Source organism: Allobosea sp. 10L417, assembly GCF_056395485.1.
Genome location: NZ_JBFTJP010000001.1, coordinates 15,171 through 29,033, shown reverse-complemented (window position 1 = coordinate 29,033; position 13,863 = coordinate 15,171). Strand labels below are relative to the sequence as shown.

Here is a 13,863-nt window from a genome sequence, read left to right as displayed (position 1 = left end):
TCAGCCCTGGCGCTGGATCAGGATTTCGACGCGCCGGTTCTGGGCGCGACCGGCGGGGGTGGCGTTGGGGGCGATCGGCGTGTCCGCACCCTTGCCCTCGAAGCCGATGCGGTCGGGCTTGCTGAGCTTGGTTTTCAGCATGTCGCCGACCGCCTTGGCCCGCGCCTGCGAAAGCTCGACATTGGAGGGGAAGCGGGCTGTGCGGATCGGCACGTTGTCGGTGTGGCCGACGACCTTCACCGCGCCACCCTCCTGCTCCAGCACGGCGGCGATGCGCTCGATCAATGGCTGGAACTCGGCGCGCACGGCGGCCTGGCCGGGCTCGAACAGGGTGATGCCGGTCAGGCGGACGATGACGACGTTCGGCGTCACCAGGCAGACGATCGGCGGCTGCACCGCGGCGCAAACCTTGGGCGGCTGTGGCGGAGGGGGCGGAGGCGGCGGCGGGGCCGAGAAGACCTTGCGCATGATCCCGACTTCGCCCTTGGGGTGGACCGAGAGCAGGGCGGTCGAGGCCGCTTCGGCATTGCCCGAGAGCAGTGCGCGGAAGACGAAGTAGACGCCAAGCAGGGCGACGCCTGCGATCGCCGCCACCGACCAGACCGGGATCTTGAAGCCTGCCACGGTGGCGGCTATCGCCTGTCCACGCCAGCGCGGCGACAGTTCCGGATCGGGCTGCTTCACCCGGCGCAACGTCTCGAACAGGTTGCGCTGGATCATCTGCAGGTTGTTGGCGCCGCCCGCGGACGTCCGATGGATACCCTGGAAACCCAGCGCCAGGCAGGCATGCATCAGTTCCAGGAGATCGTAATTGACCGACGGATCGGCCTTGGCCTTGTCGAGCATCTCGAAGAAGCGCACGCCGCCGATACGCTCGCCGAAGAAACGCGAGAGCATGCTGTACTGCGTCCAGACGTGGCGGTCGTCGCCGGGGATGTTCTGGACGATGTCGTCGGCGGTTGCAGCCAGCACATATTTAGCAGTCTGCGCCGTCTCGGCCGATACGCCGGCGGCGCGAACCTCATGCTCGAAGGCTTCGATGGACTCACCGACCTGGCCGAGGAGCTGGGCGAAGGGAGCGTTGGAGAGATTCGCCCGCATCCGTCCGAGCAGAAGCAGCAGCGGGCCTGCGGCGCGCAGCAGCGGATTGGCGTTGGGCGTCAGCAATTGCTCGCGGCGCGGCAGGGATTGTCCGCCGCCGGGAGGCGGCGGCGCCTGCGGACGCTGCGGGATCGGCGCCGGCTGCGACATCCACTCGTCGCCGCCGCCGGGCACGCCGGGCGAGGGGACCTGCGGCGGCTGATAGGGCTGGGGTGCCGGCGGCGGGCCCGGCGTGGGCGCGGCGGGAGCGGGCGGCAGGGGCGTGCGGCGCCCGCCGGGGTTCGGCCGGATGATGGTTCGCTCGGAACGGCCGAACGGGTCGGACGAACCGTCGTTGCTCATCGCCTGCCCTCCAGAACGGCCCAGAGCTCGAGCTCGAGATCGGGCCAGTCACCGGAAAAATGCATGCCGATCGAACTCGCCGTACTGAACTCCGGCCAGAGCGGCGAGGTGCGGTCGAGATAGAAGTATACATGATCCGTGAGTGCGCGGATCTGTGGCGGTGGCGTCGGCAGATGGACGAGATTGATGCCCGGCAGATGGGCATGGACGATCTCGTTCATCTTGGTGTTGGGGCCGACCTTGAAGAGCTGCGGGAACTGCGCCTGGATCTCGGTCAGCGGCCGGCGCGCCGCGACTTCCAGCACGAGCGTCGCGTTGCGCACGAGGCTGCGGTCGCGGATCGTCGACATGAAGGCGTTGGGCGCGCGCTCGACGATCTCGAGCCGGATGGCGCGGCGGCCGAGATTGGCCGAGAGGTAGTCCTGGATGTCGCGCACCACCGGGGCGAAGCAGTTCTCCAGATCGTCGTGATCGTAGGCTGGATAGTCGCGGGCGCGGCGCTCGGCCGTGGTGAAGGTCGCGAGCTCGCCGGCAAGCGCGAGGAAGGTCGTGAACAGCCGCTCGGGATGGATGAAGCGCGAGCGGCGCATATGCTTCAGCACGGGGATGCTGCGGTTGAGGAGCTGGAGCACGAAATAGTCGGCGCTCTGCAAACCGCCGCCCGCCGTCGGGTCGGCGGCGTAGCGGGCGAGTTCCTCCAGCTTGTTGTCGATCCAGCCGATGACGCGGTCGAGCCAACCCTCGATGACGGGATAGGCCGAGCAGACCAGCACCGGCGGGGCGAATTTCTCGTCGAAGAGCACGGCGCGGTCGCGCACTTCGAGGATGCGGCCGAGAGCTAAGCCCACATAGCCGGCCTTGGCGGTCTTGCGCAGCTCCAGCGCCAGGCGCGGATGGGCGACGTCGATCTCCTCCTCGGTGCGCAGCGATGCGGTGGAATCGATCAGCATTTCGTTGGCAGGGACATAGCGGCTGGCCGAGCCGTTCAAGGCATCCTCGACCTCGCGCGTATTGGCGGCGGCGAGCGGCAGCGAGAGCCAGACGAGCTGGCCTGCGGCGTTCTCCGGCACCTCGATCGCGGCCGGCAGCGGGGCGTTGTCCGGCATTGCGAAGGGCGTGCCGTCCGGCATCACGCCGACGGCACGGCGCAGGCCGATGCGGCTCTGCTGGGCGAGGTCGCGGTCGATCTCCAATACGGAGAAGCCCCACGGATAGGGCGTGATGGTCCTGACGCGGCTTTCCAGCAAATTCTCGAGGTAACGATCGCTCTGCTGGAAGTGATGCGGCCTGAGGAACAGCCCCTCCGACCAGACGACCTTGCTGTACCACGACATTCCGGTCTCGCTCACTCGAAGGCAGGCATGGCGAGTTTATCCGGGCGATAACCCAGCGTCACCAAGGGAATGCTAGCGCGCCCGCGCGCCGGCCGCCGTCATTGACTTGAAGGATGCGGCGTCGGGAAATTCGGCGCAGTGCTGTCGCTGCCGAACCCGTTCCGGCCAGGGAGCGATCACCGAGGGAGCGATCATGCCGAAAGGGCCTGCGGCTCGCACCACCGACCCCGTGATCCACCCCCTGCCGGGCATTCTTCAGCCCGGCCCAGGCAGCCCGAACGTGCTGATCGGCAGTCTGCTGGCCTGGCGCGGCGTCCCGGCCGCTGCGGCCGCGGCGATCCAGTCGGCGAAGGCATCCGCAGACGCGACCGTCCAGGCGGCCGAGGCCGCGACGCTCGCCGCTGCCGGCACTCCCGGCGCGCCGGCCGCCCTGGCGGCCGAGATCGCGACGAAGAACGCGGTCTCCGCCAGCATGGGCGCGCTGATCACCGGCGCCTCCGGCGGCGCCGACATTCATAACTGCCTGACACCCGTGCCACCTCCCGTGCCGCACGGTCTGGGCGTCGTCGTCGATGGATCGCAGAGCGTGCTGATCAACAATCTGCCGGCCTGCCGGATGGGCGATACGATCGTCGAGGCGCTTGGGCCGCCGAACAAGATCATCATGGGCCTGCCGACGGTCGTCATCGGCGGATGATCCCGGATCGATTCAGGAAAATGGCGCAAGCCGTTGATCGCGAAGCGCTTCCTTTGCTGGTGACGCGATGGGCAAGAACAGGCGGACGGTTCCGGACAGGGACGAGGCGAAGAGCGAGCGCTTCCGCCACAAGATCGTCCAGCGGCTTTCTTCCGACCAGCGCCGTGCGCTGAACCATGGCATGGCCCGCAATGGCCGCGTGGCTGAGGCGCTCTGCTTCATGGCGCTGATCCGGGATCCGGCCCGGCGCAAGCGGCCCCTGCTGCCGGTGCCCAATGTGAGCTGCACGGCGGCGATCCGCCAGTTCTTCCGTGCCGACGACGGAGAGCAGGCGGCGCATCTCCTGCCCGGGCAGATCTCGATCGACGGAGCCTTTCCCTGGCTGTTTTTGTCGGGGCCGGCGGCGCGGCAGCTCGAAAACCTCTTCGCCTATGTCGAGCCGCTCGGCGCCGACTACAACAAGGCCGATTCAGCCGCCGAGGCGAATGGTCTGACCGACGCCTTCGCCGACGCCTGTCGGCAGATCCTGGCGGCCAGAGGCGATCCGGTCGGCGACATCCTGGCGGCCTACAATCAGATCTGGCAGCCGGAGGCGCTCGCCGCCTTCGCGGCGGCAGAGGCGCAGAAGCGCAGCAAGCCGACGCCGCCGCCGATCGTCTATGGCGAGCCCGGCGGCCTCGAATACGGCATGATCATGAACTTGGACGAGCGCGCCGCGGCTTTCGCGGACGAGTCTATCTGGGCGACCTATGAGCAGCTCAGCATCCTCGGCTACTACAAGGCGGCGATGGACGAGCTTCCGCGGCAGCTCCAACCGCGCGCGATCCGCGAGATCCTGGCGCTGCCGCCGGCTTGACCTGCTGTGGCGGGCGGGCGAAGCCGGCGGCTTCATCCAACCCGCCGACAGGATCGCTATCATGACCATCGAACGCATCGGGCTGACAGCACGCTGGTGCGACGCCGCCATCTTCAACGGCATCGTCTTCCTCGCCGGCCATGTGCCGGAGCAGACCGAAGGGCGCTCCCTGACCGAGCAAACCGAGGAGGTGCTGGCGCTGCTGGAGGACACGCTGGCGCAGGCGGGCAGCAGCAAGGAGCGCATCCTCAGCGTCCAGATCTTCCTGACCGACATCGCCAAGATCAGCGAGATGAATGCGGTCTGGGACAAATGGGTGGCGCCTGGCCATGCTCCGGCCCGCGCAACCGTCGAGGCGAAACTGGCCTCTCCGGGCTACGGCATCGAGATCACGGCGGTTGCGGCGAAGCGGTAGTAGCGCGTCATTCTCGGGCGGGGCGAAGCTCCGACCCGAGAATCTCCTGCCAGAGACGGTTCTGGTTTCCGAGATGCTCGGGTCAAGCCCGAGCATGACGTCAGAGACTATTTGCCGCCGCGATCGTAGCATTCGGCGAAATAGATCATGAAAGCGTCGACGAGGCCGTTCTCGTAAGGCGCGGTCTTGGCCTCCCAGCGCGCGACATAGGCGTCCCACATCTTGGCCTTGCGCGAGCCGAGCAGGCCGCCGATGCCGCCATCCTGCGCCGTGCCCTCCGCGATGGCCTGCGGATCGAGGTCCTCGACCAGCATCTTCAGCGCGTGCTGCATGGCCGAATAGGTCTTGATCTGATGGGCCTTCAGGTCGCGGAAGCTCTCGTCGAAGGCGCGCTTGGCATCGAGATAGCCGCTGCGCGGCTCTCCGAAGATCAGTTGCAGGGCATCGTCCACCGTCGGCGAGAATTTCAGCGGGTTGTTGTCCTGCGCCTGGATCATCGTCTGGCTGGTGCTGCGGGCGATGCGCTTGCTCTCGGCGCGGGCGGCGAGCAGGGCCTTCAGCTCCTCCGCGATCAGCCGCATCAGCCCGCCGAGCTGCTCGGCGAAGGCGCCGGGGTCCTGCGTCGCCAGGGATTGCGGCGAGACGCCCGCGCCTCTGGCGAAGCGCTGCATGAACTCGCCMATCGAGATCGGCGAGGGGCCATTCGGAATCGAAGGGGCGGGCGGGAAGGCCGGGGCAGGCCCGACGATCGGCGCCGTGGGCCCGGCTGACGCTTCCGTCGTTGCAGGACTGGGGGTGGGCTCGTCCCAAGGATGCGCCGAAGCAGGGCTTGCCGGAGGGCGGCGCGGCGTCGGGATGGGTGCGACCGGTTCGGCCGGGGGCGCGGGCGCCGGCTGGAGGGGCGCCCAGGCGAAATCGTCGCTCTGCGATGCGGGCGATGGCCAGCCGGGAGCAGGTTGTGGGGCCGGGGTGGCATCGGGAGCGGGAATGTCGGCAGCCCAGTCGATGAAGCTCGCATGCACGGGCCTGGCGTGGCTCGGCGGCATCAGGTCGCGGCGGGCAATGGGCGGGGCCGCCTCCTCGCTTCCCTCCCATAATGCTTCGGGCCGAACCGCATTAGGCGGCGGCGAAGAGGATTCCGGCTGGGCCTGCCCGGCTTCGTCTTGGATGGTCACGGCGATGATGTAGTGGCCGATCTCCAGCCGGTCGCCGTTCTGGAGCCGGTAGGGCGACTGGACGCGATGCTCGCCGCCGTTGACATAGGTGCCGTTGGTCGAGATGTCGCGCAGCCACCAGGCGCCGTCGCGGAAGCGGATCTCGCAATGCCGGCCGGAAACCGCGCGGCTCGGGTCCGGAAGCGCCCAATCGAGATGCTGGTCACGGCCGATATCGAGGCCGCGCCCGCCGCTGGCAGTCACGCTCAGCGGCCCGCCATCCGGCAGGGACGTCTGGTTCTCGATCGTCAGTGTCAGCGCCATCGCGGACGTCCCGTTGCGATCTGCGGGTCAGCGCTTGCCGGCATCGTCTTCCGCCAAACGAATGCACGCCTCGATGCAGCGATGCAAGGCGCCCTCGCGGTCGCGTGAGGGCAGGCGGTTGAGGGCGTTGAGCACGGCGATGCGCATCATCTTGGCGGTGAGATCGGGCGGGCAGGGCACGCCGTGGCTCTCGACCATGCTGCCGCCGGAGTAGCCGGCCGCCCAGGCGACCCAGGTGCCGGGCCGGGCGCGGTCCCCGGCCTGGGCGAACTTGAGCGCCTCGAAGCGCGTGCGATCTCCGGGCTCGCGTACCCAGGCTTCGGCGGCGGCAAGGCAGGAGTCCTGCGTGCCGGGCGGCTGCATCGCGCGCACGGCCTGCAGCCCCCACCAGACGGCTTCGCGCCGCGGCAACAGGAAGGCGCAGAAGCCGATCGCCTCCGTCGGCGCGGGACCCTTGGCAAGCCGGGCCAGGAAAGCAAGCGGCGGCTCGACCGTCGGCGGCATGGTGACGGCCTCATGTGCCGAGGGAAAGGTCTCGAACACCTCGCGGGCGGTGCTGAAGCGCAGGCGTGACATGGCGATTCCGGCCGTTTTCAGTTGATCGTCACCATAGGAGCCTTGATCACGACGGTGCCGTCGCTGCCGACCTCCGTGATGCCGACGCTCTTGATCTTGATGCTGGGCGAAGTGATTTCGATGCTGCCCGGCGTCATCTTGATCTTGCTCTCGCCGACCTTGAGGTTGATCTCGGTCAGCGCCTCGACATCGAGCTTGCCGTTCTGGACGTCGAGCTTGTCGTCGCCCTGCAGGAGCGTCGTCTTGCGCGAATAGCCGCCGCTCTGGAAGTTCTCGCCGATCTCGCGCGTCTCGATGTTGTTGACCACGACCTTATGGTCCTTCTCGGCGTGCATCTCGAAGACTTCCTGGCCCTTGCGGTCCTCGAACTTGATCTCGTTGTAGCAATCGGGAAAGCCGACGCCGTCGGTCGATTCCGATTTGAGGCCGGACTGGGTCTTGTTCGCCGGCAGATCATAGGGCGGCTTGTGCTGGTCGTTGACGACGGCGCCGACGATGATCGGCAGGTCGGGATTGCCCTCGATATACTCGACGATCACCTCCTGGCCGATGCGCGGGATGATCTGGCCGCCCCAGTTCTTGCCGGCCCACATCTGCGCGACGCGCGTGCGGCAGGAGGTGGAGCCGTCCTCGCGGTCCCAATGGAAGCGCAGCCAGACCCGGCCGTACTCGTCGACGTCGATATCGCCTTCCTCGCCCTGGTTGCGCTCGCCCACGACCTTGGCCGTATGCGGTCCGTAGACGGTGGGGCGTGGCGTCACGAGCGGGGCGCGGAAACGGCGGTCGCTTTTCTGCAACTCGTAGGAGCCGTGATAGAGCGCCTCATCCTGCCGGCCGGAGGAGCGATAGCTCTGGATGCCGTAGGCATGGCTGGCGCGGACGACGAGGTATTCGGCATTCTCGGCACCGGCCGGATGGTCGGAGAGCTTCATCAGCGCGCCCGGATAAAGGCTGGCTGCGTCTCCGCCGGCATAGCGCCGGTCGTCCTTGGCCTGTTCGGCCTGCGCCATCACGCGGGCAAAATGCTCGCCGCGGTCGCGCCTGGTGTAGGCGGCGGGATAGTCATAGGCCTCGTAGGATCTCGCCTTCGGGAAGCCTTCCTCGGCCCTGGCCGTCAGGTCGGATTCCGACTTCTCGAAATCATAGTCCTTGAGCTCGAACTTGCCGGTTCGCAGGCGGCGCATCGTCGACCAATGGGTGAGATGCTCGACCTGCGAGCGAGGGAAGCGCTTGCCCTGCGGCACGAAGGCATAGGCCGAAGCCGCGCCCTGGAAGCTGGGCTCGGCCGCCGCCGTGACCTCGTCATGGCCGGAGCGGGAGTCGCAGAGCACCAGCTTGTGGTCGCCGTCGCTGTGCTTGAAGTAGTAGTAGACCCCGTACTGCTCCATCAGCCGCAGCACGAAATCGAGATCGGTCTCGCGATACTGCACGCAGTAGTCGATCGGCTGGAGAGGCTCGCTCGTTCTGTCCTCGAAGCTCGCGGAGCCTTCCTTGCCGAAGATCTCCTTGACGATGTCCAGCGCCGTCTTGTTCTTGAAAATCCGGCAGTCCGCCCGTTGCGAGAGCAGCCAGAGCCAAGGCCTCAGCGTGAAGCGGTAGATGTGAAGATCATCCTGCTGGCCTAGCCACTGTGCGTCGACCAGAGTGCCGTTCAGAACCCGCTCGCTCTTGTTCTTCAGCGTGAACTTGATCGAGCATTTTTCGCTCATGATGCTTTGCAGGTCGGCGTTCTCCGTTTTGCTTGCCGCCTCGATGTTATATGTAAACAATTCGCTCAAAGCTTCGTCGGCTTCGAACTTTATAAGTGTAAATTCATCTTGGCCAGACGGCGTCGTGAATGACGCGGTTCTTTGACCTTGCCCTAGATTGGCAGACATCAACGAAATCCCTCGCCGATTGAACCTAAATTCGCCTTGACGCAACAAACAGCGGGAGTCATCGTCGGCTCCTCAAGTCTTCGTTCGCCGAATGGCGCAACTTATCGGGAGGGTTCCCATGCGCGAGCAGTCCGGCTTCATGGCCTTTGTCGCACTGACCGGCGCTGCGGTTCTCACTGTGGCCGCACCGGCGGTGGCGCAGACCTACAAGGCCGATGATATCGTCAAGCATTTCGGGCCGACGGCGGCGCCAAAGCCGGCCGTCACGCGCGGCCTGTGCGTCGGCACCGAGGCCGAGTGTGCCAAGGCTGGCCATGCGGTCGAGGTGGCGAAGCCGCCGAGCGCCTTCGATCTCATGGTGAAATTCAAATACAATTCGGACGTGCTGGAGCCGGAGGCGAAGGTCAATCTCGACGAGTTCGCCAAGGCGCTGAAGATGCCGCAGCTCGCCACGCAGACCTTCATGGTCGAGGGGCATACCGACGCCGCCGGCACGCCCGGCTACAATCTCAACCTGTCGCAGCGGCGGGCGCAGGCGGTGGTCCGCTATCTCGGCCAGCAGGGCGTGAGTCCGGCCAAGCTCGTTGCCAAGGGTTACGGCCAGGAGCGGCTGCTCGTCGCCGATCCGCTCTCCGGCGACAATCGCCGGGTGGAGACACGCCTGCGCACCGAATGAGGCGCCGGATCCGATGACCCGGGCGGTGCGGGCTCCGCCCTCGTCGCCCAGCCTGCGAGCGGGGAGAGCGATGGCGGATTTGAATTTCGCCGAGTTGACGAAATCCGTTTCGGCCGAAGAACCCTGCGGACCGGACCTTGAGGACGACAACGACTTCATGAACGTCACGGCGCGGCTCGAGGTCGCGCTGCCGGCCTCGTATTTCCGCCGCGACGACGAGGGCCGCCAGGTCGCCTTCGACCGCACCAGCATCGAGTTTCCGGCCGCGTTCTCCGACCTCGGCAAGTTGCTTGAACGCACGCGCGATCTACGTCTGCTCGTGCTCGCGGCCAAGCTGGCGATCCTCAACCGGGACGTTGCCGGTTTTGCGGGCAGCCTCTCAACCATGGCCGAACTCCTCGGCAGCCATTGGCAGGAAGTTCACCCGCGGGCGACGGACGGTGACTTCGTCATGCGCGAAGTCGCGCTGCAGGGGCTCGACGAATTGCCGACGGTGGTGCTGCCGCTGCAGCATGCGCCGCTCTTCGTCAGCCGTCGCCTCGGCCCATTCATCTTCCGCAGCCAGCTCGTCGCCAGCGGTGAGACGCGCCTGGTCGAGGGCGAGCAGCATCCCGATGCGGGGGCGATCAACGCCGCGCTGGCGGAAGTCGACGCAGAGGAACTCACCGCCAGTCTCGGCCATATCGGTGCGGCGCGCGACGCGCTTGGCCGCCTGCAGATGATCTGGCTCGAGAAGGTCGGTGTCGATCATCCGCTCGGCTTTCCGCGCCTGGCGGCGCTTCTCGACCAGATCGCAGCCTTTCTCGACGCAGCGGTCGCGCGGCGCGTTCCGGGCCATCAACCGGCCGGGGCGGCGCCAGGGGCGAACGACGCGCCAGTGCCAGCGGCGAGCCCTGCGAGCTTCGGTCCCGGCAGCCTTTCGAACATCCTTCAAGTGAAGGATACGCTGGCCGCATGCCTCGGCTACTTTCGCAAAACCGAGCCTTCCAGCCCGGCCGTCCTGCTGATCGGACAAGCGCAGCAGCTGATCGGAAAGTCACTGATCGAGGTCATCCAGATCATGTTTCCCGAGCATGTCGACAAGGCGGTGATCGAGATCGGCGAGCTGCGCCGATTCCGGCTGCCGCTCGAGCGGCTGCCGGCGCCGGATGGCTACGGGGCAGAGAACGAGGCTGAGGCTGGCTATGCCGAGGCTTCCGAGGAGCCCGATGAGAGCGGTCGTGCGGACGAAGATGCGGTCGCCGACGAGCCGGTTGGGGAGGATGCTGGCGCCGCGGCGACTGCAGCGACGGCTGCTGTGCCTGCAAATCACGCGTCGCCTGCGATCCTGATCGGCAGCCGCGCCGATGCGGTCAGCGCGATGAGAGCGATTTCCGCCTTCTATCGCCAGGTCGAGCCATCGCATCCGACGCCGCTGCTGATGGACAAGGCCTGCGGGCTGGCACAGCAGGACTTCATGTCGCTTCTCGGCAATATCCTGCCGGATGTCGCACAGATTCCGGAGAGCGACAGCTAGGTCAGTCTTTTGTCTTTTCTTTGAACCTTCCGTCTCGATGGCGCGACTATATCGATGATGGGTGAAACCGGATAGGATGTCACGTTACGTCGGCGTGGCACGGATGCAGAGGGCGCGTAACATGGCCGGAGATTCAGGGCAGAAGTTCATCCGCCGTAACAGACCACCTCGGGTCCATATCACCTATGAGGACCCGTATAACGCCGAGCAGAAGATCGAGTTGCCCTTTGTCATGGGCGTTCTCGCCGACCTTTCCGGCAATGCATCGGCGATCGAGAAACCCGAGATCTCGCAGCGCAAGTTCCTCGACTTCGACATGGACAATTTCGATCAGCGCATGGCCGCGATCGAGCCCGCCGTGTCGTTCAACGTTGCCAACAAGCTGAGCGAGAACAGCGACGAGAAGCTCTCGGTCACGCTGACGTTCAAAAAGTTCGAGGACTTCAATCCGGCGGCGATCGCCCGCCAGATTCCGGCGACGTCGAAGCTTCTGGAAGCGCGCGAGCAACTCGCCAACCTGCTGCGCTACATGGACGGCAAGATGGCAGCGAGCGACCAGATCAAGGCGCTGCTCGCCGATCCGCATTTGATGGCGGCGCTCAAGGACAGGCTCGGCAAGAGCGAGCCTTCAGCAGACAAGACAGCGAACTGAAGACAGGGGCACGGACCCGCCGTGTGAGCATTGCGCGAAAACGCGGGAACCGGTTTTCGCAGAAGCGATGCTCTCATGTGATCGAGGGTCCGTCAGGCGGTTAAGCGAGCGAGGCGGCAATGGCAGCGGAAGCACAAACCCAGCAGCCCGGTGGCGCGGCTGTAGAGACCCGCGAGATCGATGATTTCTCGGCGATCCTCAAGCAGAGTTTCAAACCCAAGACCGAACGGGCGGCGACCGAGGTCGAGAACGCGGTCGCGACCCTGGTCAACCAGGCTCTGGCGGACTCGACCCTGATCAAGGGCGATGTCATCGACACTGTCGAGGAGATGATCGCCAGGCTCGACGCCAAGCTGACCGAGCAGATGAACGAGGTGCTGCACGCACCCGAATACCAGAAGATCGAGAGCGCCTGGCGCGGACTCAACTACCTCGTCTTCAACTCCGAGACCGATGCTCAGTTGAAGATCAAGGTGATGAACGTCTCGAAGAACGAGCTCGCCCGCAATCTCAAGACCTATCCCGGTGCGCGCTGGGACCAGAGCCCGCTGTTCAAACAGGTCTATGAGCAGGAGTTCGGCCAGCTCGGCGGCCAGCCCTTCGGCTGCCTGGTCGGCGATTATCACTTCAGCCATGTCCCGACCGATGTGCAGCTCCTGCGCGATCTGTCGAAGGTCGCGGCGGCGGCCCATGCGCCCTTCTTCGCGGGCGCGGAACCGACCCTGATGGGCATGGATAGCTGGACGGAGCTGTCGAACCCGCGCGATCTCGGCAAGGTCTTCGATACGCCGGACTACGCCGCCTGGAAGGGGCTGCGGGACGCGGCAGACTCGCGCTATGTCGGCCTGTGCCTGCCGCGGGTGCTTTCCCGCGTGCCCTACGGCGCCAAGTCCGAGCCCGTCGAGGAGTTCGCCTTCGAGGAGGACACCGACGGCCATCGTGGCGAAAAATACGCCTGGATGAACGCGGCCTATGCGATGGCGGTGAACGTCAACCGCGCCTTCAAGGAGTATGGCTGGTGCACCCGCATCCGCGGCGTCCAGTCGGGCGGCGAGGTGCTGAACCTGCCGACGCATACCTTCCCGACGGATGATGGCGGCATCGACCTGAAATGCCCGACCGAGATCGCGATCAGCGACCGGCGTGAGGCGGAGCTGGCCAAGTCCGGCCTGATCCCGCTGATCCATCGCAAGAACACCGACAAGGCCGCTTTCATCGGCGCCCAGTCGCTTTACAAGCCCAAGGCCTTCTCGGGGCCGGACGGCGTGGCGGCGACCGCCTCCGACAACCTGTCCGCGCGGTTGCCCTACATGTTCGCGGTCTCGCGCTTCGCGCACTACCTGAAATGCATGGTTCGCGACAAGGTCGGCTCCTACAAGGAGAAAGAGCCTCTGCGCCGCTGGCTGCAGGAGTGGATCACCGAATATGTCGACGGCGATCCGGTCAATTCCAGCGAAGAGACGAAGGCGCGGCGCCCGCTCTCCGACGCGCGCATCGACGTCTTCGAGGACGAGGAGAACCCTGGCTACTACTCGGCCAAGTTCTATCTGCGGCCGCACTTCCAGCTCGAAGGCATGGATATCGGCCTGAGCCTGGTCTCGCGACTGCCAGCTCCCAAGCAGTGACCGCCACCTGATCGTCAGGTGACGGCGGCAACGAGAATCTTCGGCGCGTCGGCCCGCCCGGGCGGCGCGACAGGAGAGGTGCGTCCACCGGTCCGCTCACGGAAGTGAGCATCCCACCATTCACACTCTGGAGGTAAACATGGCTACCGACTTCCTGCTCGAGATCGACGGCATCAAGGGCGAAAGCAAGGACAAGACCCACAAGGACACGATCGAGGTGGATTCCTTCTCCTGGGGCGTCTCGAACGCCGGTTCGCATGCCGCGAATGCCGGCGGCGGCGCCGGCAAGGCGAGCTTCCAGGACGTCCATTTCACCTCGCAGGTCGGCAAGGCCTCGACCAATCTTGCGCAGGCCTGCGCCAGCGGCAAGCATATCAAGAAGGCGGTGCTCTATGTCCGCAAGCAGGGCGAGCAGCAGAAGGACTATTATGTCGTGACGCTGGAGGACCTGCTGGTGTCGAGCTATCAGTCCGGCGATGCCGTCGGCGGCAACAGCATCCCGACCGACCAGTTCTCGCTGAACTACGCCAAGATCAAATTCGAGTACAAGCCGCAGAAGGCCGATGGCGATCTCGATGCGGCGATGACGATGACCTGGGACATCAAGGCCAACGCGAAGTAGTGCAGGCGCCGGTTCCGCCGGCATCGGACCGAAAAGTGGAACGCGCCTTTCGGACCCATCCGATGCCTCGGCAAAGGGGCTGGATCGCCATTCCGC

At 65.9% G+C, this 13,863-nt stretch carries 13 protein-coding genes; 8 read left to right on the top strand and 5 right to left on the bottom strand.

Annotation, left to right across the window (positions count from 1 at the left end; genetic code table 11):
• Both tssL and tssK read right to left on the bottom strand, forming a co-directional pair.
• The gene (gene tssL / locus AC1DE3_RS00120) at window positions 1-1,443 is read right to left on the bottom strand and encodes a type VI secretion system protein TssL, long form (RefSeq protein ID WP_476779321.1); all 1,443 of its coding nucleotides are present in this window, start codon (window positions 1,441-1,443) and stop codon (window positions 1-3) included.
• Entirely contained in the window at window positions 1,440-2,777 is a 1,338-nt protein-coding gene (gene tssK / locus AC1DE3_RS00115) for a type VI secretion system baseplate subunit TssK (protein ID WP_476779322.1), read from the bottom strand. The genes tssL and tssK overlap by 4 nt, the downstream gene beginning before the upstream one ends.
• Window positions 2,778-2,970: 193 nt before the next feature.
• On the opposite strand from tssK, the gene AC1DE3_RS00110 reads away from it, so the two are divergent.
• The 3 genes from AC1DE3_RS00110 (at window position 2,971) to AC1DE3_RS00100 (ending at window position 4,745) form a co-directional block, all read left to right on the top strand.
• On the top strand, window positions 2,971-3,474 hold the full coding sequence (locus AC1DE3_RS00110; RefSeq protein ID WP_476779323.1) for a PAAR domain-containing protein: 504 nt from the start codon (window positions 2,971-2,973) through the stop codon (window positions 3,472-3,474).
• Window positions 3,475-3,541: 67 nt separating this feature from the next.
• Complete coding sequence (locus AC1DE3_RS00105) at window positions 3,542-4,330, top strand: hypothetical protein (RefSeq protein ID WP_476779324.1); 789 nt, start codon at window positions 3,542-3,544, stop codon at window positions 4,328-4,330.
• Between the two features lie 61 nt (window positions 4,331-4,391).
• Complete coding sequence (locus AC1DE3_RS00100; protein ID WP_476779325.1) at window positions 4,392-4,745, top strand: RidA family protein; 354 nt, start codon at window positions 4,392-4,394, stop codon at window positions 4,743-4,745.
• A 107-nt stretch (window positions 4,746-4,852) separates the two neighbouring features.
• On the opposite strand, the gene tagH is transcribed toward AC1DE3_RS00100, so the two are convergent.
• From tagH to AC1DE3_RS00085, 3 genes are read right to left on the bottom strand one after another with little or no spacing between them, the layout of a single operon-like run.
• Window positions 4,853-6,223, bottom strand: coding sequence for a type VI secretion system-associated FHA domain protein TagH (gene tagH / locus AC1DE3_RS00095; RefSeq protein ID WP_476851888.1), 1,371 nt, complete (start codon window positions 6,221-6,223; stop codon window positions 4,853-4,855).
• A gap of 27 nt (window positions 6,224-6,250) precedes the next feature.
• Window positions 6,251-6,799 carry a DUF6931 family protein gene (locus tag AC1DE3_RS00090; protein ID WP_441512865.1) on the bottom strand — a complete coding sequence of 183 codons (549 nt, stop codon included), beginning with the start codon at window positions 6,797-6,799 and terminating at the stop codon, window positions 6,251-6,253.
• A gap of 17 nt (window positions 6,800-6,816) precedes the next feature.
• Window positions 6,817-8,676 (bottom strand): type VI secretion system Vgr family protein, encoded by a 1,860-nt coding sequence (locus tag AC1DE3_RS00085; protein WP_476851887.1) that lies wholly within the window; start codon window positions 8,674-8,676, stop codon window positions 6,817-6,819.
• A 118-nt stretch (window positions 8,677-8,794) separates the two neighbouring features.
• Between AC1DE3_RS00085 and AC1DE3_RS00080 the strand changes: the two genes are divergently transcribed.
• The 5 genes from AC1DE3_RS00080 to AC1DE3_RS00060 all read left to right on the top strand — a co-directional run bounded on the left by AC1DE3_RS00080 (window position 8,795) and on the right by AC1DE3_RS00060 (window position 13,767).
• Window positions 8,795-9,352 carry an OmpA family protein gene (locus tag AC1DE3_RS00080; protein ID WP_476779327.1) on the top strand — a complete coding sequence of 186 codons (558 nt, stop codon included), beginning with the start codon at window positions 8,795-8,797 and terminating at the stop codon, window positions 9,350-9,352.
• A 70-nt stretch (window positions 9,353-9,422) separates the two neighbouring features.
• Entirely contained in the window at window positions 9,423-10,868 is a 1,446-nt protein-coding gene (locus AC1DE3_RS00075) for a type VI secretion system protein TssA (protein WP_476851886.1), read from the top strand.
• A 121-nt stretch (window positions 10,869-10,989) separates the two neighbouring features.
• Window positions 10,990-11,520 carry a type VI secretion system contractile sheath small subunit gene (tssB, locus tag AC1DE3_RS00070; protein WP_476779329.1) on the top strand — a complete coding sequence of 177 codons (531 nt, stop codon included), beginning with the start codon at window positions 10,990-10,992 and terminating at the stop codon, window positions 11,518-11,520.
• Between the two features lie 119 nt (window positions 11,521-11,639).
• Window positions 11,640-13,145, top strand: coding sequence for a type VI secretion system contractile sheath large subunit (gene tssC / locus AC1DE3_RS00065; RefSeq protein WP_441512860.1), 1,506 nt, complete (start codon window positions 11,640-11,642; stop codon window positions 13,143-13,145).
• 139 nt (window positions 13,146-13,284) lie between these two features.
• Window positions 13,285-13,767, top strand: coding sequence for an Hcp family type VI secretion system effector (locus tag AC1DE3_RS00060; RefSeq protein WP_441512859.1), 483 nt, complete (start codon window positions 13,285-13,287; stop codon window positions 13,765-13,767).
• Window positions 13,768-13,863 lie beyond the last annotated feature (96 nt).